General features: G+C 30.0%; 22 protein-coding genes. 18 read left to right on the plus strand and 4 right to left on the minus strand.

The genetic code is table 11. The annotated features are described in order from the left end of the window. Window positions 1–13: 13 nt before the first annotated feature. From GCL57_RS02245 to GCL57_RS02290, 10 genes are all read left to right on the plus strand, one after another. Window positions 14–475, plus strand: a complete 462-nt coding sequence (locus GCL57_RS02245) for a PH domain-containing protein (protein WP_152211634.1) — start codon at window positions 14–16, stop codon at window positions 473–475. Window positions 476–587: 112 nt separating this feature from the next. Next, a complete protein-coding gene (locus GCL57_RS02250; protein ID WP_152211635.1) occupies window positions 588–2,111 on the plus strand; it encodes an ArnT family glycosyltransferase in 1,524 nt (507 codons plus the stop codon). 129 nt (window positions 2,112–2,240) lie between these two features. Further along, window positions 2,241–3,188, plus strand: coding sequence for an ABC transporter substrate-binding protein (locus tag GCL57_RS02255; RefSeq protein ID WP_152211636.1), 948 nt, complete (start codon window positions 2,241–2,243; stop codon window positions 3,186–3,188). Window positions 3,189–3,427: 239 nt separating this feature from the next. Continuing rightward, window positions 3,428–4,375 (plus strand): ABC transporter substrate-binding protein, encoded by a 948-nt coding sequence (locus GCL57_RS02260; RefSeq protein ID WP_152211637.1) that lies wholly within the window; start codon window positions 3,428–3,430, stop codon window positions 4,373–4,375. Window positions 4,376–4,405: 30 nt separating this feature from the next. Beyond that, window positions 4,406–5,467 (plus strand): NAD/NADP-dependent octopine/nopaline dehydrogenase family protein, encoded by a 1,062-nt coding sequence (locus GCL57_RS02265; protein ID WP_152211638.1) that lies wholly within the window; start codon window positions 4,406–4,408, stop codon window positions 5,465–5,467. Next, entirely contained in the window at window positions 5,458–6,372 is a 915-nt protein-coding gene (locus GCL57_RS02270; RefSeq protein ID WP_152211639.1) for a DMT family transporter, read from the plus strand. Before GCL57_RS02265 ends, GCL57_RS02270 begins: the two co-directional genes overlap by 10 nt. Beyond that, entirely contained in the window at window positions 6,353–7,375 is a 1,023-nt protein-coding gene (locus tag GCL57_RS02275; RefSeq protein ID WP_152211640.1) for a FecCD family ABC transporter permease, read from the plus strand. The genes GCL57_RS02270 and GCL57_RS02275 overlap by 20 nt, the downstream gene beginning before the upstream one ends. Continuing rightward, on the plus strand, window positions 7,368–8,366 hold the full coding sequence (locus tag GCL57_RS02280; protein ID WP_152211641.1) for a FecCD family ABC transporter permease: 999 nt from the start codon (window positions 7,368–7,370) through the stop codon (window positions 8,364–8,366). Before GCL57_RS02275 ends, GCL57_RS02280 begins: the two co-directional genes overlap by 8 nt. Before the next feature lie 90 nt (window positions 8,367–8,456). Further along, window positions 8,457–9,485 (plus strand): adenosine deaminase, encoded by a 1,029-nt coding sequence (locus GCL57_RS02285; protein ID WP_152211642.1) that lies wholly within the window; start codon window positions 8,457–8,459, stop codon window positions 9,483–9,485. Between the two features lie 190 nt (window positions 9,486–9,675). Further along, the gene (locus tag GCL57_RS02290; protein WP_152211643.1) at window positions 9,676–10,836 is read left to right on the plus strand and encodes an NAD-dependent formate dehydrogenase; all 1,161 of its coding nucleotides are present in this window, start codon (window positions 9,676–9,678) and stop codon (window positions 10,834–10,836) included. 13 nt (window positions 10,837–10,849) lie between these two features. Here GCL57_RS02290 and GCL57_RS02295 read toward each other — a convergent pair whose 3' ends face one another. Then, window positions 10,850–11,536, minus strand: coding sequence for a hypothetical protein (locus tag GCL57_RS02295; protein ID WP_152211644.1), 687 nt, complete (start codon window positions 11,534–11,536; stop codon window positions 10,850–10,852). Between the two features lie 228 nt (window positions 11,537–11,764). Here GCL57_RS02295 and GCL57_RS02300 point away from each other — a divergent pair, with 228 nt between their 5' ends. Together GCL57_RS02300 and GCL57_RS02305 are read left to right on the plus strand one after the other, a co-directional pair. Then, window positions 11,765–12,304 (plus strand): sugar dehydrogenase complex small subunit, encoded by a 540-nt coding sequence (locus tag GCL57_RS02300; RefSeq protein WP_152211645.1) that lies wholly within the window; start codon window positions 11,765–11,767, stop codon window positions 12,302–12,304. Between the two features lie 51 nt (window positions 12,305–12,355). Then, the gene (locus GCL57_RS02305; protein ID WP_152211646.1) at window positions 12,356–13,954 is read left to right on the plus strand and encodes a GMC family oxidoreductase; all 1,599 of its coding nucleotides are present in this window, start codon (window positions 12,356–12,358) and stop codon (window positions 13,952–13,954) included. An 11-nt stretch (window positions 13,955–13,965) separates the two neighbouring features. Here GCL57_RS02305 and GCL57_RS02310 read toward each other — a convergent pair whose 3' ends face one another. From GCL57_RS02310 to GCL57_RS02320, 3 genes are all read right to left on the minus strand, one after another. Further along, complete coding sequence (locus tag GCL57_RS02310; RefSeq protein ID WP_152211647.1) at window positions 13,966–14,700, minus strand: substrate-binding periplasmic protein; 735 nt, start codon at window positions 14,698–14,700, stop codon at window positions 13,966–13,968. A 120-nt stretch (window positions 14,701–14,820) separates the two neighbouring features. Continuing rightward, window positions 14,821–16,050 carry a 3-deoxy-7-phosphoheptulonate synthase gene (locus GCL57_RS02315; RefSeq protein WP_152211648.1) on the minus strand — a complete coding sequence of 410 codons (1,230 nt, stop codon included), beginning with the start codon at window positions 16,048–16,050 and terminating at the stop codon, window positions 14,821–14,823. A 40-nt stretch (window positions 16,051–16,090) separates the two neighbouring features. Further along, window positions 16,091–16,978 (minus strand): undecaprenyl-diphosphate phosphatase, encoded by an 888-nt coding sequence (locus GCL57_RS02320; protein ID WP_152211649.1) that lies wholly within the window; start codon window positions 16,976–16,978, stop codon window positions 16,091–16,093. Window positions 16,979–17,138: 160 nt separating this feature from the next. On the opposite strand from GCL57_RS02320, the gene prfB reads away from it, so the two are divergent. From prfB to GCL57_RS02350, 6 genes are all read left to right on the plus strand, one after another. After that, a protein-coding gene (gene prfB / locus GCL57_RS02325) for a peptide chain release factor 2 (protein ID WP_152211650.1) occupies window positions 17,139–18,279 on the plus strand; the annotation gives its coding sequence in 2 pieces (ribosomal slippage) (window positions 17,139–17,198 and window positions 17,200–18,279; 1,140 coding nt in all). Window positions 18,280–18,340: 61 nt separating this feature from the next. Continuing rightward, window positions 18,341–18,877, plus strand: coding sequence for an adenine phosphoribosyltransferase (locus tag GCL57_RS02330; RefSeq protein ID WP_152211651.1), 537 nt, complete (start codon window positions 18,341–18,343; stop codon window positions 18,875–18,877). A gap of 325 nt (window positions 18,878–19,202) precedes the next feature. Beyond that, window positions 19,203–20,969, plus strand: coding sequence for a hypothetical protein (locus GCL57_RS02335; RefSeq protein ID WP_152211652.1), 1,767 nt, complete (start codon window positions 19,203–19,205; stop codon window positions 20,967–20,969). A gap of 141 nt (window positions 20,970–21,110) precedes the next feature. Next, window positions 21,111–22,217 carry a GTP-binding protein gene (locus GCL57_RS02340; protein ID WP_152211653.1) on the plus strand — a complete coding sequence of 369 codons (1,107 nt, stop codon included), beginning with the start codon at window positions 21,111–21,113 and terminating at the stop codon, window positions 22,215–22,217. Between the two features lie 109 nt (window positions 22,218–22,326). Further along, window positions 22,327–23,316 (plus strand): type 2 periplasmic-binding domain-containing protein, encoded by a 990-nt coding sequence (locus tag GCL57_RS02345; protein WP_152211654.1) that lies wholly within the window; start codon window positions 22,327–22,329, stop codon window positions 23,314–23,316. After that, window positions 23,283–25,580: a sensor histidine kinase gene (locus GCL57_RS02350; RefSeq protein ID WP_152211655.1), complete on the plus strand. Its 2,298-nt coding sequence runs from the start codon at window positions 23,283–23,285 to the stop codon at window positions 25,578–25,580. Before GCL57_RS02345 ends, GCL57_RS02350 begins: the two co-directional genes overlap by 34 nt. The last annotated feature ends 5 nt before the right edge of the window (window positions 25,581–25,585 follow it).

Consider the following 25,585-nt stretch of genomic DNA (forward strand, 5'->3'; position numbering starts at 1 on the left):
ATAAGGAGATAGTATGACCTTAAACTTAAAGAGTGGAGAAAGAATTCTTCATAAAATTTCTATTCATTGGTCAGATACAATTCCAAATATTTTATTTGGTTTAATATTATATCTTATGTTTCTTCCAAGTTTAGTTTCGAATAGTTCTTCATTTTCTTATTTCTTTATACTATTTCTTTGTTCTTCTCCTTTAATTTCTAAAATTATTTCAAATTTTAATAAAAATATCGTACTTACAAATCAAAGATTTTTCATTGAAAGTGGAATTTTACTAAAAAAAAATCAAGAAATCCCAATTCAAGGAATAAGAGCTCTTGAAATCCATCAGGGAGTGATTCAAAGAATTTGGGGAGCTGCAGATATCAAAATTTTGACTCCTAATGAATCGACATTTTTTATAAAGCAAATTGCATATCCAACAAATTTTAAAGAGGAAATTTTCCAATTTTTAAATATAAAATATAATAAGATTTGACTTTTAAATATCAACATTGATAGTTTAACCTAAATATCATTATTGGGAAGCAAATATATTAACATGACGAAATGTAAAATTCCTATTATGAAAGGTATTTAGGTGCTAGGTAATGGAGAATGTTTTTAATAGAAAGAGATTTTTTAATAAAAAGTTAGTGATCAGTTGTTTACCTTATTTATTTGTTTTTGTAGTTGTTTTACCCAAATTGCTTGGATATGGAATGTTTGTAGATGGGGTACTTTATGCAACTATTGCAAGAAATTTATCAGAAGGGTTAGGTCAATTCTGGCAGCCATATTATACTAAAACCATGTATCCTTCTTTTTTTGAGCACCCTCCTTTAGCTATATATATTCAATCTATTTTATTTAATCTTTTTGGCGACACGCGGTGGATTGAACGCACTTATACTTTATTTACTGGAATGTTACAGGTTTTACTTATTTCTCAAGTTTGGAAGGCCGTCACGAACGATGAGGATCTTATATGGTCAGCCCCTTTTTTATTCGTGATCACTCCTATTGTTTTTTGGACTTTGGCTAATAATGAGCTTGAAAATACTCTCGTTGTATTCATGTTGCTAAGTACAATATTTGTTGTGCATGGCTGCAAATCAAATAAAACATTGGCAACTGTCTTTTGTGGTTTTATAGCAGCGCTCTTTATTTTTTTAGGATTTTTATCAAAAGGGGTTTTTGCATTTTATCCCCTTATATTTCCATTTTTTTGTTATTATTTTCTCATAGGATCATTTAAAAAAAATTCAATTATTTGTCAAGTATCTCTTATTATCTCACTTGCATTAATGCTTATATTTTTGTTCTCTATTACAGATGCACGACATTTTTTTGGAATCTATTTTATGACTCAGGTCTTTAAAAGTTTATCTGGGCAAAGAGAAATAGATTATCCTCACTTTCTTATATTTAGAGCTCTATTGGAACATATAATATTGCCTATGGGTATTTGTTTTGCTCTGATTCTTATCAATCGATCTATTAAGTTTTTGAATTATAATAGAAATACTCTTCTTTTTCTTTTGATGGCTCTTTCTGCCACATTGCCATTAGCTATAAGTGCAAAAAATCATGGTTGGTATCTCATGATTTCCATGCCATTCTATGCATTGGCACTTGCATCACTATGTTCATATTATATTTTAAAATTTCAAGAATTCTGTATTTATAATAAATTTGGGAAAATATTTTTGAATTCAATTCTTTTTTCTATGATTTTATTATCAATAATATTATGTATACGAAATTTTAATAGAACTGTTAAAAATTCTCAGTATCATAATGATTTTACAATGCAAGGGATAATGCCTTTAACAAATATCACCGCTAGTTTTTGTCCACTTTGGTTTCGTGACAAAGCTGAGACTTGGATGATGATTGCAAACTTAGCAAGAGATTATAAAATATCTCTTTCTATGAATGTAAATCACCGTTATCGAGTTTATTTGGTAAATAATGAAAATGCATGTGCAATACCTCCGTCCTGTAAATTATTTTTTCCAATGGAACCTAAAATTTTTGCAATGTATGATTGTATAGCAGATCCAAAAACAAATTTAGATCCAAATCAAAGAGAAGCTCTTTTAGACGAAGAAGCTCAGAAATCTGAGAATTAAAAATATTAAAAATAAGTATTAAATCTTTTTTTGAGTTAGCCCCTTGACTTATTTTTAGAGACTGTTTAGTTATGAACTAATGATAATGAAAATCATTCTCAAATATGTTTTAACCTAAGGGAGGCTACTTTGAAAAAATTAATTGCAACGACTCTAATTAGTTTATGCTCTTCAATGAGCTATGCTGCGCAATTTCCATTAGCAGTAAAAGCTGAAAACGGAACAGTTATTTTGGAAAAAAAACCTGAAAGAATTATTGTCCTTGAATTTGGTTTGCTTGATGAATTGAAATTGCTTGGAGTAAAACCTGTTGGCGTTGGTAAAAGTGACAGTACGGAAGGGCAGGATCCTGCATATTTACAGGAGTTTATAAAAGATATTCCAGGTGTTGGAACTCGGGATGAACCGAGTCTTGAAGCCATTGCCAATTTAAAACCCGATCTTATACTCGGTGAAATTTCATTTATAGCTAAATTATTACCGCAACTAAATAAAATTGCACCAACCGTTCTTTTAAATGGCATTTTAGGCGATACTAAAGTGCAAATAAAAAACTTAAAGATATTGTCTGAAATTACAAATAATGAATTCAAAGTTGATGGAATTGTTAAACATCATGATCAGATCCGAAATAATGCAATTTCAATCGCAAAAAAATCTCCTCAAAAAAATGTTTTGATGGGATATGTGACTCCGAGTGGTGTATTTAGAGCTCTCTCTGCCAATGCAATTGCAACTCCTATCTTGAAAGATTTAAATAAAGTAAATCTTATTCAGGAAACAAGTTCAATGCACAGAGTTGAATTGACGGTTGAAGGAATAATTCAAAAGAATCCTGATCAAATTGTCATTTTGCTCACAGACGGAGATTCATCACCTTATAAAAAATTGCAAGAAAATCCATTGTGGAAAGATGTGCGAGCTTTTAAGAGCAATCAAATTTATTTTCTTGATAGAAATGTTTGGGCTAAAACACATGGACTTGAAGCAATGCAAATTAAATATGAAGAAGCAATTAAGTCAGGTTTTTTAACAGGAACTCCTCAAAATCAGTTTTCATTAAATGAAATTAATTAATTTCAATAATTAAATTAAAGTTAAAAGAATTATCTATAAAAATTATAAAAAAAATTCATAAATTGCTTACCAATATTTTAAATATAAAAAAAATTATTGAAACAACTTAATTCATGAATTAATTTTATTTTGAGAAAAGAGCCTTGACAAAGATTTGACCTTTGATTATCAAACAAAAATTGATAATGAAAGTCATTCTCAATATAATGCCTTGCTGTTAGTAATCATCGGAGTTTGATATGAGAAAAATAATAGTTTCGACTCTACTCAGTTTATTTATGCCTATTTGTTATGCAGCAGAATTCCCGCTGTCTGTTAAAGCCGAAAATGGAATCGTAAAATTAGAAAAAAAGCCAGAGAGAATTATTGTGCTTGAGTTTGGATTACTCGATGAATTAAAATTGCTTGGGGTAAAACCAGTAGGTATGGGTAAAAGTGATAATACTGAAGGTCAAGATCCTGCTCACTTACAAGAATTTATAAAAGATATTCCAGGCGTTGGAACACGAGACGAGCCAAGTTTAGAAGCTATTGCAAAATTAAAACCTGATCTTATAATTGGTGAAGTTACTTTTATTTCAAATCTTTTACCGCAGCTTAATAAAATTGCACCTACAGTGTTATTGAATGGTATTTTAGGTGATCCTGCAGAACAAGTTAAAAATTTAAAAATACTTGCAAGCATTACAAATACAGAAAATAAAGTTGATGGTATTATTAAGCATCATGATCAAATTCGTGAGCAAGCTATAGCACTTTCTAAAAAATCTAAACATAAAAGCGTATTAATGGGCTTTATCACTCCAAGTGGAATATTTAGAGTTCTCTCTTCCAATGCAATTGCAACTCCTATTTTAAAAGATTTAAATAAAACAAACCTAATTAAAGAAACAAGCGTAATGCATAGAGTTGATATTACAGTTGAAGGTGTTTTACAAAAAAATCCTGATCAAATTGTAATCTTATTAACAGACGGAGATTTAGCACCTTATACAAAATTAAAAGCAAATCCATTGTGGAAAGATGTACGTGCATTTAAGGCGGAACAAATTTATTTTCTAGATAGAAACGTTTGGGCTAAAACACACGGAATTGAAGCTATGGAAGTTATGTATGAAGAAGCAATGAAGTCTGGTTTTTTAGATAGCAAACCTCAAAAATTGAATTCTAATAAAAATAATATTTAATTAGAATTCACAATAAGAAAGGCACTAAAAATGAAAAAAATTGCAGTCATTGGTTGTGGTCATGGTGGACAGGCTTTAGCAGGACATTTTGCGATATTGGGGCACTCCATAAATATATATGCTCACCCACGTCACTTAGGTGGATACGAAGCCGTTCATCAAAATGGAGGTGTGCAATGTCAAGGAGCAGTTCAAGGCTTTGGAAAGCTAAATCTTGTTACAACCCACCTTGAAAAGGCTATAAAAGATACTGAAATTATTTTTATAGCATTACCAGTGCCTGCACATGAATCTATATTTATTAATATGCTTCCATTTTTAGAAAGTCATCAGTTGGTGATAAATTTATCAGGCCATTTTTCAGGTATTTTCCAATATGATATTTTAAAAAGATCGGGTTGGGAAAAAGAAATTATGATAGCTGATATTACATCATTTCCTTATGCATGTCGTGCGGAAAATCCATCTTTTGCTAATATTTTAGCAATTAAAAATAAAATGGGGTTAGCTTCAATATCACTATCTCATGCACAAGAAATTAAAAGCATTATACAAGAATTCTTTCCTTCAGAATTAATTTGTATGTCAAGTTTTATTGAAGCAGGCTTATATGATCCATGTGGGATTAGCCATCCACCTTCGGTTTTATTTAATGCAGGAAGAATTGGTAATAAAGAAGATTATTATTTTTATAAAGAAGGAATTACCAGTGAGACAGCATTGTTTTTAGAAAAAATCGATGAAGATCGTATTAATATTGGGAAAACCCTAGGGTTTAAGTTACCTTATTATTATGAGGTTATGAACGATTATTATGGATTATCTTGTAAGAGTATATTTGATTTCTTCAAAAACTCTCCAATCCATAATAAAAATAAGTTGAACCCAAAATCTTTAAAAGATCGTTATATTTCTGAGGATGTGCCATTTTCACTTGTTCCTTGGTACAGTTTAGGACAGAGTGCAGGATATGATTCTGCTGCTATGAGAAATGTAATAGAAATAACTTCAATTTTAAATGAAGTTGATTATTTATATTCTGGACGTAAAATTACAAAAGAGCATCTGAAAGATTATAAAATATGTGGGTAACGATTGCTATACTCAGTTCTATTATTTTTGGGATAGCAAGTGTCATAATGAAGTCGGCTTCCCTAAAAAAATGTTCTGATCACTATGTTTTGTGGGGGCTATATCTTACAGGTTCCCTTGTCTTTTTTATTACTTCCTATGGAAGTTTATCATTTAATATTAATTTTTCGATTATATTAGCATCTATCTTTATTGCTATTGGTTCTTATTTTGGTAACTGGTTTTTTATTAAAGCACTTGAAGTTGGACCTGCAAGTTTGACAGCATCGATGCTAAATATCAATCTTCCAATTATAATTTTAATGTCTGTTATTATTTATAGCGAAGAGTTGGGTTATATTAAATTAGCTATTATTTTTCTACTTTTTATAGCTGTTTTATTAGTTAAATTAGATCCAAATGAGAAAATGGTCATTAAAGATAGAAAATGGTTTATTTGGGTGATTTTGAGTTCAAGTTTTCTTTTTTTAAGAGAAGGCGGCTTAAAAATTACGCTTGAATTTGGTTTTAACAATCAAATTATTTTATTGTATTCTTATATTATTTGTTTATTTTTATCTACATTAAGCATAATAAATAAAGAATATAAGGGTCTCATTAAAGATAATAATAAACAAGAAGTTTTTAAAAAGTTGAAAGATGCAAAAATATATTTAACTAAAAATAATATAAATGGTATCTATTTTGGTTTAGTTACAGGCATTTGCTCTGGTGTTGGCTTATTTTTATATTCTGAAGCCTTAATTATTGGTCCTACAAGCTTGGTTGCGCTTATTTTTTCTGCTAGAAGTATGGTTATTGTTGTCATGTCATATTTGTTGCATAAAGAACGACTCTCTATGTTTCAAAAATGCTCGGTATTATTTTTGTGCATAGGACTTTCACTTGCGAGCTTTATCAAATAATTCAATTTTAAATACAAAAAAATTTTTTTTAATTTATTTTTTTTGCATCTTTTTATTAATCATACTCTTTCTTTATTCATTATCATTAGGCCCAGTCTATCTTTCATTTGAAAAAGTATTACAGGCTTGTTTTCAATCAGAAGATACTTTTGAACGAAGGCTCATAGTAGAAACACGTCTTGCTAGAACTATAATGGCATGTCTTGTGGGTTCAAGTTTTGCAGTTGCTGGGGTTATGCTGCAGTCAATCACAAAAAATCCAATGGCATGTCCAAGTCTTTTAGGAGTGACACAAGGTGCTGGGTTAGGAATTGTAGTTATTTTAGCCTTATTTCCTTTTTGTCCTTTGCCTGTTTATTTATCTTGTGCTGTTGTGGGCGGAATAATAGCATCATTATTAACATATATTGTTGCCGTATCTGTAGGAATCTCTCCCTTAAGGTTGATCTTAGCTGGGCAGGCGATAAATGCATTATTATACGCATTGACCCAAGCCATACTTATTTTTTTACCAACTCGAGCAGGAGTTATCCTGATAAATTTAAATGGCTCTGTTGCTGGTGCCAATTGGCAACAGTTAACTTATGTTGCTCCTGTACTTATTTTATTAATATTAATTGCGATATTTAATATTAAAAATCTGCATATTTTATCTTTCGGAAAAGATGTTGCAAGCTCTATTGGGTTGCGTACTGAGTTTTTAATAGCATTTTTTCTATTTATAATTGTGTTACTTTGTGCTTCTTCTGTTAGTTTGGCTGGTCCAATTCTTTTTTTCCCATTAATTGTAGTGCATTTTAGTAAATTTGTCGTTGGAGAAAATCCAACTCATTTGCTTCCTTTTTCAATTGTTTTTGGTGCAATACTTATGCTTTTTTCAGATTGTCTTATGCGCGTTGTTTTTGCAAACCAAGAAGTTCCAGTTGGATTTTTTATTGCTTTGGTAGGGGCTCCAATTCTTATTCTATCTTCGCGTATGAAAAGGCTATTGAAAAATGCTTAAAGTGCTTAATAAAAATATTTATTTATTTATTCTTTTTTTTCTCCTTTTGCTCTTATGCTATTTTTACCTCATGATCGGTATTTCTTCATTTTCAGTCCTAGAAGTGTGGAATGTGCTTACAAATAATAAATTAATTTCAGGCACGCAATTTGTTGTTGGAGACGTCCGTTTTCCTCGTGTTATAATTGGTATTTTATGTGGAGCTATGTTTGCAATGTCAGGCAGTTTATTGCAATGCGTACTTCGTAATCCTATGGCAGCACCAGATATTTTAGGTGTAAATTCAGCATGTTCATTATTTATTTTATTATTTACATTTTTTATTCCAAATAGTTTTGCTTTTAGCAATCTCATTTATGCTGCTTGTGGAGGATGTATTGGTTTTTTTGTTACGATACTTTCTTCCTTAGAAAATAAAAGAATAAATCAGACTCGGCTTATAATTGTAGGGGTTGCAGTAGGAGCACTCTTTAAAGCATGCTGCCAATTTATCATAATGCAATCTGATGAGCGACAAAGCTCTTTAGTTTCATTTTTAACAGGCACACTTTATCACTCTAGTTGGAACTCAGTTCAGCAGATCATTTATCCCGCATGTTTTTTAATATTTATAACTTTTTTCTTATATAGACAATTGGATATTTTATTATTAAGTGAAGAAACTTCATCGAGTATTGGATTTAAAGTAACGAAGTGGAAAGTAATTGTTATTCTCCTTGCTTTAATGCTGGCTTCTGTTGCCGTGTCTGGAAGTGGAAGTCTTGGTTTTATTGGTTTAATTGCTCCTAATATTGCTAAGATTTTATTTGGATACTCGCATAAATACAATTTATTTGGTTCTTGTTTAATAGGAGCGACATTGACTTTGCTCTCTGATCTCATTGGTCGAATCATTTTTCCTCCCTATGAAATTCCTGCTGGTCTTGTGTCAATTATAATAGGAGCTCCTTATTTTCTATATCTTATGAAAAATATTGGGCGTTATAAGTAATTTTATTTTGAAAATATTTTAAGAATTTTTCATTGACTTTAATTTAATAATCCTATAAAAATCACCCTTTATTTAATATAAGGATGATTTATGCAAATTTCTCAACTTATCAAATTACTTCCAAAAGCTGAACTGCATTTGCATATTGAAGGGACTCTTGAGCCAGAGTTAATGTTTGAACTAGCACAACGAAATAATATTCAACTTCCTTATGCTAATATCGAAGAAGTACGTAAATCTTATGAATTCCATGATCTTCAATCTTTTTTAGATGTCTATTATTTAGGCGCCAGTGTTCTAATAAAAAAGCAAGATTTTTTTGATTTAACTTACGCTTATCTAGAGAAGGCCAATGAAGATGGAATAAAGCATGTCGAAATCTTTTTTGATCCTCAGACTCACACTCAACGAGGAGTTTCTTTTGAAGACATCATTACAGGTATTGTTGAAGCATTGAATAAAGCTAAAGATGAATTTGCTATTTCGTCATTTCTTATTATGAGTTTTCTAAGACATTTAAGTGAAGAAGATGCTTTTGAAGTTCTTGAACAGGCAAAGCCATTTTATAATAATATTAAAGCAATTGGTTTAGATTCAGCTGAAATTGGTAATCCACCTGAAAAATTTAAAAATGTATTTAAAAAAGCTATCGATTTGGGCTTTCTTACAGTAGCACATGCTGGAGAAGAAGGTCCGGCTGAAAATATTAGAAATTCACTTGATCTCTTAAATGTAAAACGAATTGATCATGGTGTAAATTGTGTGACTGATGAATCCTTGCTACAAGAACTCATTAAACAAAAAACTCCACTCACAGTTTGTCCCCTTTCAAATGTAAAATTAAAAGTTTTCAAACATATGAGTGAGCATAATATTAGAGATTTATATTTAAAAGGCGTTTGTGTGACAATAAATTCAGATGATCCTTCTTATTTTGGGGGGTATTTAGCAGATAACTATATTGAATGTCAAAAACATCTGAATTTTTCATTTCTAGAACTCGTGCAAATTGCAAAAAATTCATTTCAAGCTTCTTTTTTAACTGAAGAAGAAAAGGAAATAAGATGCAAAGAAATAGATAAATTTTGTCAAAATTTGGCTGATATGTATGGAATTTAATTTTCACTAAACTTTTGAATTTATATTATATGACAGCAAATTTTAATTAAGAATAAGGCAGATTAATTTTTATAAAATAATAAATATTTAATAAATTAAATAAAAATAAATTATTTACTAGACATACATTAGTTGAGTGAGTATGTTTAGCTGAGAAGAATTTTTAAATAATTTATTAAGGAACAATAAAGTGGCAAAAGTATTATGTGTGCTTTTCGAAGATCCGATAACAGGATATCCTAAAAATTATCCTAAGGAAGATATCCCAACAATACAAAATTATGCAGGTGGACAAACACTGCCAAATCCAAAGAGTATTGACTTTAAACCAGGTCATTTACTTGGGAGCGTTTCAGGTGAATTGGGTTTAAAAACGTATTTAGAAAAATTGGGACATAATTTTATAGTAACAGCAGATAAAGAAGGTGAAGATTCACTTTTTGAGAGAGAAATGCTCGATGCAGAAATTATAATTTCTCAACCTTTTTGGCCAGCCTATTTAACAGAAGAGAGAATTGCAAAAGCTAAAAAATTAAAACTTGTGATAACGGCAGGAATTGGTTCTGATCACATAGATCTTAATGCGGCAATCGAGAAAAAAATTACAGTTGCAGAAGTTACAAACAGCAATAGTATTAGCGTGGCTGAGCATGCTGTAATGATGATCTTATCTCTCGTACGCAATTATATTTCATCCTATGATTATGTAGTTAAAGGAGGTTGGAATATAGCTGATTGTGTCTCGAGAGCATATGATTTAGAAGGCATGAATGTGGGAACCTTTGGAGCAGGCCGCATTGGACTGGCCATTTTAAAAAGATTAAAACCTTTTGACGTAAGACTTCATTATACTGATAAATATAGATTATCTGCTGAAACTGAAAAAGAATTGAATTTAACCTATCATGAGAATATTGAATCTCTTGTTAAATCAATAGATGTTTTAACTATAAATTGTCCTTTGCATCCAGAAACAGACGAAATAATAAATGAGCAATTGATTCAAAAAATGCGTAAAGGAACTTATTTAATTAATACAGCACGAGGTAAAATTTGTAATACAGATGCTGTTGTAAATGCTTTGCAATCAGGTCATTTGGCAGGTTATGCAGGCGATGTTTGGTATCCACAACCTGCTCCTCGAAATCACCCTTGGCGAACAATGCCACATCATGGAATGACATCACATATTTCAGGTGCAACTCTTTCTGCACAGGCTAGATATGCATCAGGGGTAAAAGAAATTTTAGAGTGCTGGTTTGAAAATCGATCTATTCGAACTGACTATTTAATTGTGCAAAATGGTCAATTAGCTGGAGCTGGGGCTCATGCCTATACGACAAAAAATTAAGAGACTGAATGTATTAATCTAAGCTTTCTTCTTCGAGCTTATTAAGTAAATTTTGTGCAGTGCCTAAAGAGTTTTTAAATAGTTTTTTTGAAAACTCAATTATACCACAACGAAAATAAAAAGCTTTTTTAATTTCTTCATTGTTAAAATATATTAGATTGACATTCATCCCAAGTTCTGGATGTATTTCCATTGAAGAAATATAAAATTCTTTTTGTAGTTTTAAAATTATAATATCATTATTTGTAGGTGTGTGAGAACTAACTATTTTTAAAAAACCCATTTTTTGAGTGTAGTCTAATGTTTTAGAAAGATAGTCAGAATAAATCCCTATTTTCCTATAATCTTTGTGTACTAATGCATGTTTCATTAGATACTCATCGCTTTCCTTTTGCTCTCCGTGAAACATGGCAATAATTTTTCCATTATCCTTCACTAAAAGACTGTCTCTAATAGCATGATTTTTAAAATAATTTGCAAGATTTTCTTTCTTTCTTTTTTCTTCACTTGAAAGTAAATGTTCTTTGATAAAGCGAAGTTCAGAATGATTGTGAATTGACATTTCGCTTGTATACATATCTATATAAACTGAATGTTCGACCCGTTCAATTTGATATTTGTTTAATATACCTGAAGAAAAGAATTCTTTCCAAATTTTTAAATGTTCATTTCTCATTTCATTTTCTGTATAAATTTGCATATTCATTTCTCATTTTTTTATGTTTTTTAAGACAAAAACTTATAGGAAGGTTTATTATATATAAAAAATTATAATAATCAACTTTTTAAATTAATATGTTTTTTTAACTCATAATAAAAAAATTGGCTAAGACAAATATTTGACAACTTTCAGAAAGCATTTTCCTTAGATCCCTTTTTATCTCATTTTTTGTATAATTTTAGGGTAGCTATTAAATATGAGGTAGCCATGAGTTCTAAAATAACAAAAAAAGAATTGAGCCGTCGTAAATTTATTTTAATAGGTGGAGTTGCAGCAGCAGGCGCATTATTTTTAGATTTAATCGCATGGTCAGATCAAAATATCACTTTAACTCAGCCTAATAACTTTGCTCAAAAGAAAGCAAGTTTAACAGAAAGTGAATTTTTGTTACTTTCGAAGTTTTTAATGAATGATGATGCATTAGATGCTGATATTTCTAAAAAATTATATACTTTTATTAGAAAAAGCAATGCAGATATTTATTCTCTTTATGAATATATAAGAACTCATAAATCCTTAAATAAAGGAAGCTTTAAATCTTATCTGCAGAGCAATAAAAAAGCATTAAAAGTTTATACATATATAGCAAAGGCTTGGTATTCAGGAGTCTTGACTATTGGAAAAGTTTCTATGCGATTCACCTATTTTGATTCCTATATGTTCAGATTAATGGCAGGGCTTGCACCCACCCCCGGCATTTGTGGTGGAGCAACAAATTATTGGTCAGAAAAACCAAATGTAGGATAAATATTTTTAAATTATTTTTTATTCAACGTCTAATAAAAGAGAGAATCATATATGAGCGATGATCAATTATCTGCTGATGTCGTTGTTGTTGGTTCGGGAGTTGCAGGTTCACTTGTAGCTTACGAACTTTCGCGTAAAGGAATAAAAAATATTATTTTGTTAGAAGCGGGTCCTAAAATTGCTAGACAAACAATTGTTAATAATTTTTATAAATCTATTGATTCAAGCAATTATATGGAACCTTATGAGATGGCTAAACATGCCCCCCATCCTGATCCAAGTAAGCCTGAAGGTTATATTATTGAAAAAGGGATGAATCGTTATAATACCCAATACATTAGAGCTGTAGGTGGAACAACATGGCATTGGGCAGGATGCACTTGGCGGCTTGTTCCAAATGATTTTAAATTAAAAAGTTTATATGGTGTTGGTAGAGATTGGCCTCTTGAATACAATGAGCTGGAACCTTTTTATGAGACTATGGAAAAAGAGCTTGGAGTTTCAGGTGAACTTCCTTTAGGGTCACCCAGAAAATCGCCTTATCCAATGAAAGGTCTAGCTTTTACATATATGGACTCATATATTGAAAAAAAACTTGCTCCAAAATATAAAGTTGTTTTAGAACCACTTGCAAAAAATAGTGTTGAATACGACTCTCGTCCACCTTGTTGTGGGAATAATAATTGTATGCCTGTATGTCCAATTGGAGCTCAGTACAGTGCCATTGTCCATGTAGAAAAGGCTGAAAAAAATGGTGTGCGTTTGATGGAAAATTCGGTTGCATATTTTATTGAAACGGATAGCAATAATAAAGTAATAGCAATTCATGTAAAAACACCAACAGGTCAAAAGAAAATAGTAAAAGGAAAATATTTTGTTTTAGCAGCAAACGGAATTGAAATTCCAAAACTATTATTGCTTTCAAAATCAGAAAAAAATCCTCGAGGTATTGCAAATAAAAATGACTTAGTAGGTCGCTTTTTAATGGATCATCCAGGTCTAAATAGAACAATTACATTAAAAGAACCAATATATGGAGGACGTGGTCCAGTAGAGTTATCAGCAATACTTGAGTTTAGAGATGGAAATCTTAGAAAAACCATGGCATCAAAGAAAATTCATTTTGGAACTCAAGTTAATTATAAGCAACTTTCGGATTCTTTAATTGAGCAAGGCTATTCAGGTGATGAGCTTAAAGAGAAATTTAAGTATAAAGCAATTAGAACGTTTGGAATTGGGAGTTTTCATGAACAACTTCCTGATTCTAATAATAGAGTCACACTCAGCGATAGGAGCGATGCCATTGGAATAAAAAGACCTCAAATTCAATACTCTATCGAAGATTATGTTAAAAAAAGTGGTTCAGATACAATTGCAAAGATGGATGAAATTGCAAAGATGCTTGGTGCAGATGAGATAACAAAAACAAAAGGATTTGATCCAAATAATCATATTATGGGAACAACAATAATGGGTTCTTCAGAACGAGATTCAGTTGTCGATAAATATTGCCGAACTCATGAAAATAAAAATCTTTTCATTGCCTCAAGCAGTGTTATGCCTTCTTCGGCATGCGTTAACCCAACAGGAACAATTGCAGCTTTAAGTTTACGTATTGCGGATTCAATTTATAAAGAATTAGTGAAATAGTTTTAATATTTTTATTTCATTTCCAATTGTTCAATATGATACTTTTTAAGATTTTCTTCAATTTTAACTCGAATATTTTTGCTTAGTTTTTTAGAAAATGCCATATAAACACTTACTTTTTTATCTGGAATTTTAACCATTCTAACAGAACTTGCAATACCCATCATTTTGGCTTCAAAATAAAGTGCTTCTGGTAAGAAAGCATAAGCGGCTGTTATGCGTTTATGCAGCAGTTTATTAACTTGTATTGGGATAAAATTTTCATTTGCTGTTTCATCAATATGTAATAGGTGTTTATTTAATTTAATAAAATCACAATAAGCACTGTTTTGGACTATTCCAATTGTTTCTTTTTTAAGATCTTGAATGGATTCAATTTTAACTAATTTAGAATTGCTTAAAACCATTAAATAATTGTAAGTGGAATAAATTGGAGTTTCGCTAAAATATATTAATTTCTCTCTTTCAGGATTTTTTCCTAATATTGCAACGATATCGATACTATTATTACTGACTTCTTTTAGAACACGAGATAGTGGATATTGTTGATAATTTATTTTAATATTATCAAATTTAAGAATCTTTTTTTTTAAAAAGTCAATAATGATTCCTGATTCTTTACCTGTTTGCTTTTCTATGTAAGAAAAAGGTCTATTATTGAAAAATCCTACAATAAGAGTTTTTTCTCCATCTGCAAAACTAAGCTGCGTATATATTAAGAAAACTATAACCAAGATAGTGCGCATATTTTCTCGTTTACCTAAAATTAATTCTATTGTGTAGAAGAAATGGAAACGAGTCAAATAGGGAAAAAATATTGACAGTTCATTTAAAATTGAATTGAGAGAATATTTATATGAGAGTTTTTAAAAGTTGTTAAGAAAATTTCCGAGATTTAGTATAATTTCTTTACTTTGTTCATTATTTAAACGAGGATCACAGTAAGATAGATACTTATTTTTTAATTGTGTTTCAGATATTAAACACTCACCGCCAACACATTCTGTGACATCAAATGGAGAGATTTCGAAGTGTGCTCCTGATAAAGATGAACCATAATTATTATGGATTTCTATTGTTTCTTTAAGTTCCTGCCAAATATCTTGAAAATATCTAGTTTTAATTCCATGTTTTGTTTTTTGACCATTGCCATGCATAGGATCACAACTCCAAGTGACTGCGATATGTAATCTTTTAATTTTATCCAATAATGAAGGTAAAATTTCCTGAGTCATACCTACCCCAAAGCGAGTTATTAAAGTAATTCGACCCATTTGATTTTCTGGGTTCAACACTTTTAACAAAGATATTAACTCATTTGGTGAAGTATGTGGTCCAATTTTAATGCCAATTGGATTTGAAATACCTCTTAAATACTCTACATGAGCTCCGTTTAAATTTTTAGTTCTTTCTCCTAACCATAAAAAATGGGTACCATAGTTTAACCACTTACCTGATTTAAGAGACAAGCGAGTTAAAGCAGATTCATAATCTAAATGCAGTGCTTCATGTGAGCAATAAAAGGAGTGTCTATTTATTCCAATATTCAAGTTTAAATAATCTCGAATCCAATTGTATGTTAATTTAGAGCATTCAAAAGCGCGAATAAGTCTTAATGGGTCTGCTTTTCTTGATTCTGAATTAAAATTAAAACCATTTATAATATCTCCTCTATAACAGGGTAGAGTGATATCATTTATTGTTTCAAAAAATTCAGATCTTGGTTTTGCATATTGTCCAGCAATTCTTCCAATGACAATGACTGGTTTTTTTATATTATTTTGGAGTAGTTCCTGCAGTCTTTGTAAATGACTGACACGTTGTATAACATTTTCATTATTGCAATCTAAAAAAGTTTCAGCACAATCTCCAGCTTGTAAAATAAATACATTTCCTTTAGCTGCTTCATGCAGATAGAACTTAATTGAATTTATTTCCTCTTCAGTCACAAGATTTATGCTATTTTTTAAATTTAAAATACAATGCTCTAAAAGACTTATATTTTCGTAGTATGGTTGTTGAACTGTAGCAAAACTCTTCCAGCTATAAGGGTGCCATGATGTGTAATATTTGCTTTGTAGTTGCGCAGATTGCATGAATAACCTTTAATAATACTTTAATGTATAAGACAATAAATTAGCTGATCCATCCTAAATAGGTTCCTAATATAAGAACAAATCCCAGTGATAAACGATACCACGCAAAAATAAGTGTTGAACGACTTTCAAGGTATTTCATCAACCCAAAAACGGCTAAAAATGCAGCGATAGAAGCTGTAATTATTCCAACTGTTAGAACACTCCACCCATATGCAGTCATTCCAGCATTATACATCTCATGAATTTGTTTTAAGCCAGCCGCAACAATGACTGGGACCCCTAAAATAAAGGAGAAAGCAGCCGCAGTTTCTCGTTTAAGTCCTAAAAAAAGTCCTGCAGTAATTGTAGATCCTGAGCGTGATACTCCAGGAATGAGTGCAGCCACTTGAGCAAGGCCAACAATAATACAGTCTTTAAAAGTTAATTTACTAAAATCCCGACCATGCTTACAAACTTTTTCAGCAACGATAAACAAAATACCCATTACGATACAAGCAGCTCCAATAACATATAAAGATCTTAAAGGCGAATTGGGTGAATTGAGAGTTGATTTTAATAAAAGTCCCATGATCCCAACGGGAATTGTTCCAATTATAATTCCCATTCCGAGTTTAAAATCAGTGGAAGAATAGTTTTTTTCTTTAATACTGCTTAAGGTACCAAAAAATATCTGCGCAATTTCTTTTTTAAAATAAATCATAACTGCAAAGAAACTCGCAAGTTGAACTGCACCTGTGAACGGAGTTCCAGGATCTTGCCAACCTAAAAATGCAGGAACAACCCTTAAATGCGCTGTGCTACTAATTGGTAAAAGTTCTGTAATACCTTGAATAATCCCTAATATAATAATTTTAAAATATCCTAATTCTGCAAATCCGCAGTCTATTAATTGATCATGTATTGGAATAGGGCAAACAAGACTCATATAGAATCCCTCATAGAAAAAGTTGCACAATGGTCTTAGATACCATATCGTTTGCTCTTGGCCACTGAGTGGTGCCTTTATTTTTTAAAAGAGCCCGTCTTTTTTTTATACTAACACAGACGGGTTCTTTTTTGCGTGTATCTGTATTTAGGAGTGTAAAATGAGTGAACTTCAACGGACTCTACTTGAAGAAATTCGAGAAAAATTTGAACCTATACGGAGGTATCTTTGACACTCCATTGAAACGCAAAAGAGTTCTTGAAATTGAATCAGAAAGCAACACAGATATTCATTTTTGGAATGATAGAAAAAAATCATCTGCTTTATTAAAAGAAAAAAAGAGTATAGAAGACGGTATTTCATCATGCGAGTCACTTTTAAAAAAATTCGAAGACATACTGGTTGCTATTGAATTTGGCGAAGAAGGCGATGAATTATCTGTGAAAGAAGCAGATGACTGTATTGAAGAACTTTCTAAAGAAGTGCAAATATTAGAAACAAGAAGGCTGCTTTCAGGTGAGACAGATAAAAACAGTGCTATAATAACTATTAATGCAGGCGCAGGTGGAACAGAAGCATGCGATTGGGCCATGATGATCATGCGGATGATTTTACGCTTTGCAGATCGTAAAGGCTTTAAAGCAGAAGTTGTTGATGAATTAGAAGGTGATGGAGCAGGAATAAAAAATGCAACAATTACCATTGATGGTGATTATGTATATGGCCTCTTTAAATCAGAAAATGGAGTGCACAGGCTCGTCAGAATTTCTCCTTATGATTCAAATGCAAGAAGACACACTTCATTTTGTTCTGTGTTTGTCAGTCCTGTTATTGATGATGATATAAATATTGATGTAAAAGATAGCGATTTAAAAGTTGATACCTATAGAGCTGGTGGGGCAGGTGGACAGCATGTTAATAGAACGGATTCAGCTGTTCGTATGACTCACATGCCTACTGGAATTATTGTTCAAAGTCAGCAACAAAGAAGCCAAATTCAAAATCGGGAAACATGTATAAAACTTTTAAAAGCAAAATTATATGAACTTGAATTAAGCAAGAGACAAGCTGAATCAAAAGTAATTGAAGATGCAAAAATGGACAATGCATTTGGTTCTCAAATACGTTCTTATGTTTTACATCCATATAAACTTGTAAAAGACGTGCGTACATTGGCTCAAAGCAGCGATCCAAACGCAGTACTCGATGGTGATATTGAAGATTTTTGTATTGAATATTTACGGCAAATTGCTGCTGGTCAGTTCAAAGGCAAAGGCGGCAGTGGAGAAGATCTCGAATAGTAAATATTAATTTATTTTAAAATAAACTCTTTATTAGAGTGCAATGGGATGAGGATTTATAATGAGTATTCAAAATGAGCTTCTTTCAATTATTCAGGATGTCCCAAATTTTCCAAAAGAAGGAATTATTTTTAAAGATATAAATCCTCTTTTACGAAATCCTGTTGCTATGAAAAAAGTCATTGCAGCTATGTCTGAATTTGCACGTGAATTAAATGTTCAACATATTGTTGGAATAGAAAGTCGTGGTTTTTTCTTTGCGCTTCCGCTTGCTTTGGAAATGAATATTCCCTTTGTTGCTGCACGCAAAAAAGGGAAATTACCCGGTGCCATTTTAAGTGAATCTTACAGTTTAGAATATGGTAAAGATTCTATTGAAATTCAAACAGACGCCTTAAAAAAGGGTGAGCGATATCTTATTGTAGATGATGTTATTGCAACAGGTGGCACTGCAAAAGCTTGCTCTAAAATTATTCAAAAAAGTGAAGCAATTGTTGTTGGATTTTCTTTTTTGCTGGAGATTACTTTTCTGCAAGGACGAGAAAACTTACTTGAGGGAAATAGTAAAATCCCAATTCAATCTCTTGTTAACGCTTAAAGATAAAAAGTAAAATTTAATATTTTAGAATTATTTTTTTATTTTGTAAAAATTACCGTTTAAATCTTTTCTATTATTAATATTAAAAAATTTATATAAAAAAGTTGTGTGTAACTTTAAAATAAGCTATTTTCATTGTTATGTAATAACTAATTTGGTTTTACATATTCATTTAAGTAAATAGTTTTAAATTATTTTTTATTAAATAAAAAAAATAAATTATCAATATATTTTATAGTATTATTAAAAGTTTAAATATTTTTTTAAAATAAATAGTTTAAGTGGCTTTTTTACAAATTTTTACATTATTTCAAATGGATCTGATATGAATACTTATCCCTTATTTTCTATTTTATTATTGCTAACTTTTTTTTATGCCTGTGGAAAAGAAACAAAAGTAGAATCAAAAAAAAATATAGTTCATCTTGGTTTTTTGCAAAAGAGTGGGTCAGTAATCAAATCTCCGTTAGAATCACCCCTTGATTTGATGCAAGGTTTCAATAGCTATGTTCAAACAGTTCATGAAAACTGTATTCAAGCAGAAGTAAATAATCCAGTGAAATCCATTTCAGCTCATGTCCAAAAATTAGAAAATAAAAACTACAGTGAATTGCTAAATACTATATCAAATTCATTACACACATCACTGCCAATTAAAATTTCTGATTCATCTATTGCAATGCAATTTGCGAAACAGTCTGAAGCTCATTCATTAAGTTGGAATTATACAATAGTGAGTGAAATTAGAGCAGGAAAAAGAGAATTAGATTCAAATAAACCAAAACGTATCGCTGAAGGACTTGAAAATTATTTTGATGAAAACGGTAAGCTAAAATATTTTTATGAGTTTATGAATAAATGTGGGAACGAAGCAATTACAAAGCAAGACCTTATTGCCAAACTTTTAATAACTATTAAATTAGAGTTTGATTCAAGCGAAGATAAAATTAATTTTACAAATAAAATTGGTTCTTCCATTGATAATTTATTTGCTTTTGAAAATGCAGGTCCGCTCTCAGTTACTTTAAAAACAAAATATATCAACAGCAATCTCAAGAAGAAAACTCATTTAAGTGTTAATGCTATTCAGTTTGGTGGGGATACTAAAAAATTATCACAGATATTAAGTTCTAACTCTTCTTGTGATTATAAGAATATTGAAAAGTGTGATAAAACCTATTCAAATTTATTATCTTATCTACATGAGTTTAACAATCAGTTCAATGAGAGTGATTTAAATTCATTCACTGTGTTGAACTCTGAGACTAGACTTTACAAAGAAATGATAATTGTTGATAAAAATAATAGAATACTTGATTTTTCAATACTTGATCATAGGAATGACGAATTGGAGTTGGTTTCTGTTTTCAATAAAATAGATTCATTATTTAAAAAAGAGAAATATAATTTAGATCGTGCAACAAAATATTTCAATATGGATATTATTACAGAAGCCCAAAAAAGAGAGCTTTTAGATATCATAAATAAAGCAACATCAAATATAAATGTGTTAAATGAACTCAGCAGTCTCGTTCCTGAATCATTAAAATATATCAACTCAGAGAAACGTTTGATGTTATCATCAGAGAAGCGTTATTTTCCAGAAATTCTTGAAGAAAAAGATAAACTTTATAATATTAAAGCAAGATATGATAAATTCAGAAGTGAATATAGTACTGAAGTTCTTGAGAACTTCATAATTGCAAAAGGAAACTGTCGCATTAAACCTGCAAATAAATTTAAATTAACAAATTTATTGCATAAAGTAGACCGAGTTTGCCAAGATATATCTCAATTTAAAACATTTTTTAATTTAATTGGCAATGAAAGTTTTAAGTCATTTGAATTCCTTTTAAAATCAAAAGATGGTAAGATTATTGATAAAGGTTCAGTTGATATTTACTGCAATATCCCAGCTGGCCGAGACAAGCTGCTTTTTAAAGATATTAGCTCAGGTTTTAATCCACTCTTTTCCTCATTTGAGAGTTTTAAAATGAATGGTTGTAATCCTGAATATGGTTTTTATGCCGCAAATCCTAAAGATTTAGAAGACATAGATATTTTTACATTAGAAGTTATTGGTAAAACATAGTAAATTAATAATTTTATTAATAAATTAAATCAATAAAGCAATTTAAATGCAAAATTTTTGCATTTAAATTGCTTTATTGATTTAATCCGTGTAAGAGATTAATGCAAATATTTTGCGTTTACTCTAAGATGAGGTTTGAAAATGAATTTTGAAAAATTACCGGTCACTTTGCTCTCTGGCTTTCTTGGAGCTGGAAAAACAACTTTATTAAAGTATATTCTAGGTAATAAAAATAATTTAAAAGTTGCAGTGATAGTCAACGATATGAGTGATATTAATATAGATGCTGCACTTATTAAAAATACGGGAACAATATTTACGCATACAGAAGAAAAATTAATAGAAATGACTAATGGTTGTATTTGCTGCACTCTGCGGGAAGATTTACTTATAGAGATTGCTAAACTGTCAAAAGAACAGGCCTTTGATGTCCTTCTGATTGAGTCATCAGGAATTTCAGAACCTTTAGCAGTAGCAGAGACTTTTACTTTTACCGATGAAGACGGAAAGAGTCTTACTGATATCGCTCAGCTAGATGCGTGTATTACGCTTGTAGATGCTTCACAGTTTTTAGTAGATTATTGTGCATCTGAATTCTTAAATGAGAAAAAAATTGGATTAAATGATGAAGATGATCGTAATATCTCTGATTTATTAATTGCTCAAATTGAATTTGCTAATATTATTATAATTAATAAGATTGATTTGGTTTCAAAAGATGAATATCTTGAACTTTGCTCTATAATAAGTAGTTTAAATTCAAAAGCAAAAATTATAACGACAAAAAATGGTATTGTTCCCTTAAATGAAATTCTTGCTACAAATTTATTTCAACTTTCTGAGGCAGAACAAAATGTGAATTGGCTGCATGAAGAAAGAGGTTCACACAAATCAGAGACAGAAGAATATGGGATATCAAGTGTCGTTTATAGAGCTGATAAACCTTTTCATCCTGAACGATTCTGGAATTTTATGCACAATGAATCTGAAGGAATATTTCGTTCCAAAGGATTTATTTGGCTTGCAAATTCTCCAAAGACTTTAGAATACTGGTCACAAGCAGGCAATTCCTGTAAAATTGAAGAATATGGAGAATGCGATGATTTATATCAAGAAGTCGTTTTTATAGGACAAAATTTAAAACAAAATCAAATTTTAGAAAAATTAAATAAATGTCTTTTAAATGATGAAGAAATTAAAACTCCCAAAGAGCTCTGGCCCACAGTTTTTAAGTCTTTGGAAATTTAATCTTATGTAATAATAAGCTTTGGTAAGCTATAAAAATTGACATATATATTCATATAAAATAAGTTATAGAGGACACTATTTATGAGGATTTTATTATCCAGAGGTTTTCTTGGCTTTAAAGTTGAAAAAAATTATATGTTATATTACTTTTTTTATATGTAAAAAATCTTATTGCGTAACTATTTTTACATGGTGGGGATATCTTGATAATGAGGTAAAACTTTCATTAGAAAAAGAATGCAAAACAACAGTCTCATATGATGAATATTATTCTAATGATGAATTTTTGAGAAGATTTTATAAACAAAATTATTCGATCGCAATTTTTTCAAATGTAGTTTACGATTTTCTTCCAGAACGAATTAAAGGTTCAGGAACTAGTTTTAAAGACATTAAGAGAAATTATAATTCAAAACTGCTGAAATCTTTTAATGATAAAAAATTCCCTGATAATATAGGGATTTTTGCAATTTCTTCATCAGGTTTTTTATATGATCCAGAAAAAATTTTAATAGATAAAGAAGATGATTTAAAAACTATATTTTCAAAAGCTAATGGTAAAATAGTAAGTATTATTGATGATCCAATTGAAGCATTATTGCTAATTAATAATATAAAGAGTGATATTGACTTAGATAGACATATGAGTGAATTTAAAAAATTAGTTTTTGGAACTTATCCAATAGTTACGAATGACGTAGTAAAGTTGATATCCAATAAAAATTTTGCTTTTGCATATGTTTGGTCGGGCGAAGCTTATAATCAGATTAATAAAACGAATAAAAATTTAAAATTTACCTTTCATCCTAAAACCTCATATATATCAGTCGATCTTATTGCAACTCTCGATAAAGATTCTAAAACAGCTTGTGTTGCTAAAGCTCTTTCTGGAAAGAAAATATTAGATCCTCTATTGATTAAATCCTTTTATTTTTCTCCTTATGGCTCTTCTATTAATAGTTCAAATATATTTTTTGATTTAGAAAATAAAAAATATGTTGACAATTATAATATGGAATGGATAAGTAGACCAAGTAAAGCTGAATATCAGCAAAAGAGTAATATATGGCAAAGAATAAAGATTGCAATAAAAAAATAAATCTTAAAAAAATAAAAAAAAGACTAAATATTTTATCTTTTTTTTCAATTGTTTCTGTCTCTTTTTTTATTGTATTTATATTTCTGTTTTTAACAGATACTTTCAATCTTAAAAATGAAAATAAAAAATTGCTAGAAGAAAAAAAAGTACAAATTTATAATCTCTATTTAGGTGATATATTTAAGAGAATATTATTGCTTGTAAACTCTACTCCATTTGTAGATTATTTACGTTCAGGTCGTGAGACTAGAATTGACCTTGAAAGTGAAATGTTAAATAATTTCAGCCATTATATCGATGAAGAAATCAAAGGATATAAAATTATTAGCAATAACAATAATGACCTTATTTTTATTGGAAAAGAATCAAATTTTAATTTGCTAATAGAGCTTTGTTATATCAATGATAAATTAAATTTTGAAATGGGTAGGTGTGCCGCAAAGCTTTATATATATTTTGATGAGGATGAAATATTAAATAAAATAAAAAAATTCGATCCTTTTATTGAAAAATGCTTTAAATGTAATGCATTTGAAATAAAAAATGGTAGCATAATTAATGGATTGTATATTTCAAAGAGTGACAACTTTAAAATAAAATTCAATATTAAAAATATGCAAAACTATAGCAAAATCATAAATTTTATTATCATTTCTTTTTTGGTCATGGTATTAATCTGCTTTTTAACTTTTTATTTAAATCACAGACTTCTTAATATTTATATTTATATTCCTTTAACTAAACTTTTTAATTATGTTAAAAATGATTCTGAAAAACAATCTTTTATTTTATCTGAAGTAAATGAAATTGCAGATAAAGTCGAGGAATTTAAAAATAATGCGCAGAAAAATGAGAAAATTAAACAACAAATTGAATTTTCAAAATTAGCTTCACAAGTTGCACATGATATTAAATCTCCTTTAGTAGCTTTAAATATATTCTTTGCTAAGGCAACACAATTGCCAGAAGATAATAGAATTTTAGTTCGTAATGCAATTCAGAGAATCCAAGACATTGCAAATAGCCTGATTTTTAAACATCAAGAACTAAATAATCAAAATAAAAATGTGATTGAAGATATCGAACCTCACTCAGTTCAACTTCTGTCAAGTTTGATTGAGTCTTTGATATCTGAAAAAAGAATGCAATATAGAGAATATCTTGAGATAGAAATTGAGGGAAAATTTGGAGTCAATTCTTATGGGTTATTTTCAAGAATACAGCCAAAAGAATTTAAACGGATGCTTTCAAATTTAATTAATAATGCAGTTGAAGCATTAAACAAAAAAGGAAATATTATATTATTTCTTAATTCCAAAAATGACAAAATTTTATTTTCAATAAAAGATAATGGAAAAGGAATTCATCCGTATCTTTTGCCAAAGCTTATGAAGCGAGGGGCATCTTTTGGAAAAAAGGAGGGGAGTGGGCTTGGACTGTATCATGCAAAGGTACTTTCTGAGCAATGGGGAGGTAAGTTAGAACTTAATTCTGAAGTTGCTAAAGGAACTGAAGTGTTACTTACGCTTCCTAAAGCATCCGAACCAACTTGGTTTATTTCGACTTTAAATATTTCATTTGACTCTACGATTGTAATTATTGATGATGACGCTTCCATTCATAATATTTGGGATGATCGATTTCAAATATTTTTAAAACAAGAGTATAATATAAAAATTATTCATTTTTCTAATCCTGAAAATGTTATATCTTGGTTTACAACAGAAAATATAGAAAATATTATTTTCCTTTGTGACTATGAATTTATTAACCATAAAATGAATGGTCTTGATTTAGTTTCAAAATTAAATACTCATTTGCAAACAATTCTTGTTACCAGTCGATTTGAAGAAGAAGGATTTAGAGAAAAATGTGAAAAAATGGGCATAAAAATGATTCCGAAAAATTTAGCATATTTTGTGCCTATAAAAATGTTACCTGCAAAAGAAAAGCCATATGCAATTCTAATTGATGATGATTTATTTATACACACCATTTGGAGAGCGACCGCAGCTGAAAAAAACATCCGATATTTTCAGAGTGCAGAATCATTTATGAATGAAGTTGAAAGATTTGATAAGAGCACTCCTCTTTATATTGACTCCCATTTGGGTGAAGGATTAAATGGAGAAGATGTGGCTAAAAAAATCTATGAAATGGGTTTTAGAGATATATATTTAGCAACTTCATATGATGCTTGTTTTTTTCCTCCAATGAATTGGATTAAAGAAATTAGAGGTAAAGAACCACCTTGGTTTAATTGATTTCT

The sequence above is a fragment of the Fluviispira multicolorata genome (genome assembly GCF_009208585.1).
GTDB lineage: Bacteria > Bdellovibrionota_B > Oligoflexia > Silvanigrellales > Silvanigrellaceae > Silvanigrella > Silvanigrella multicolorata.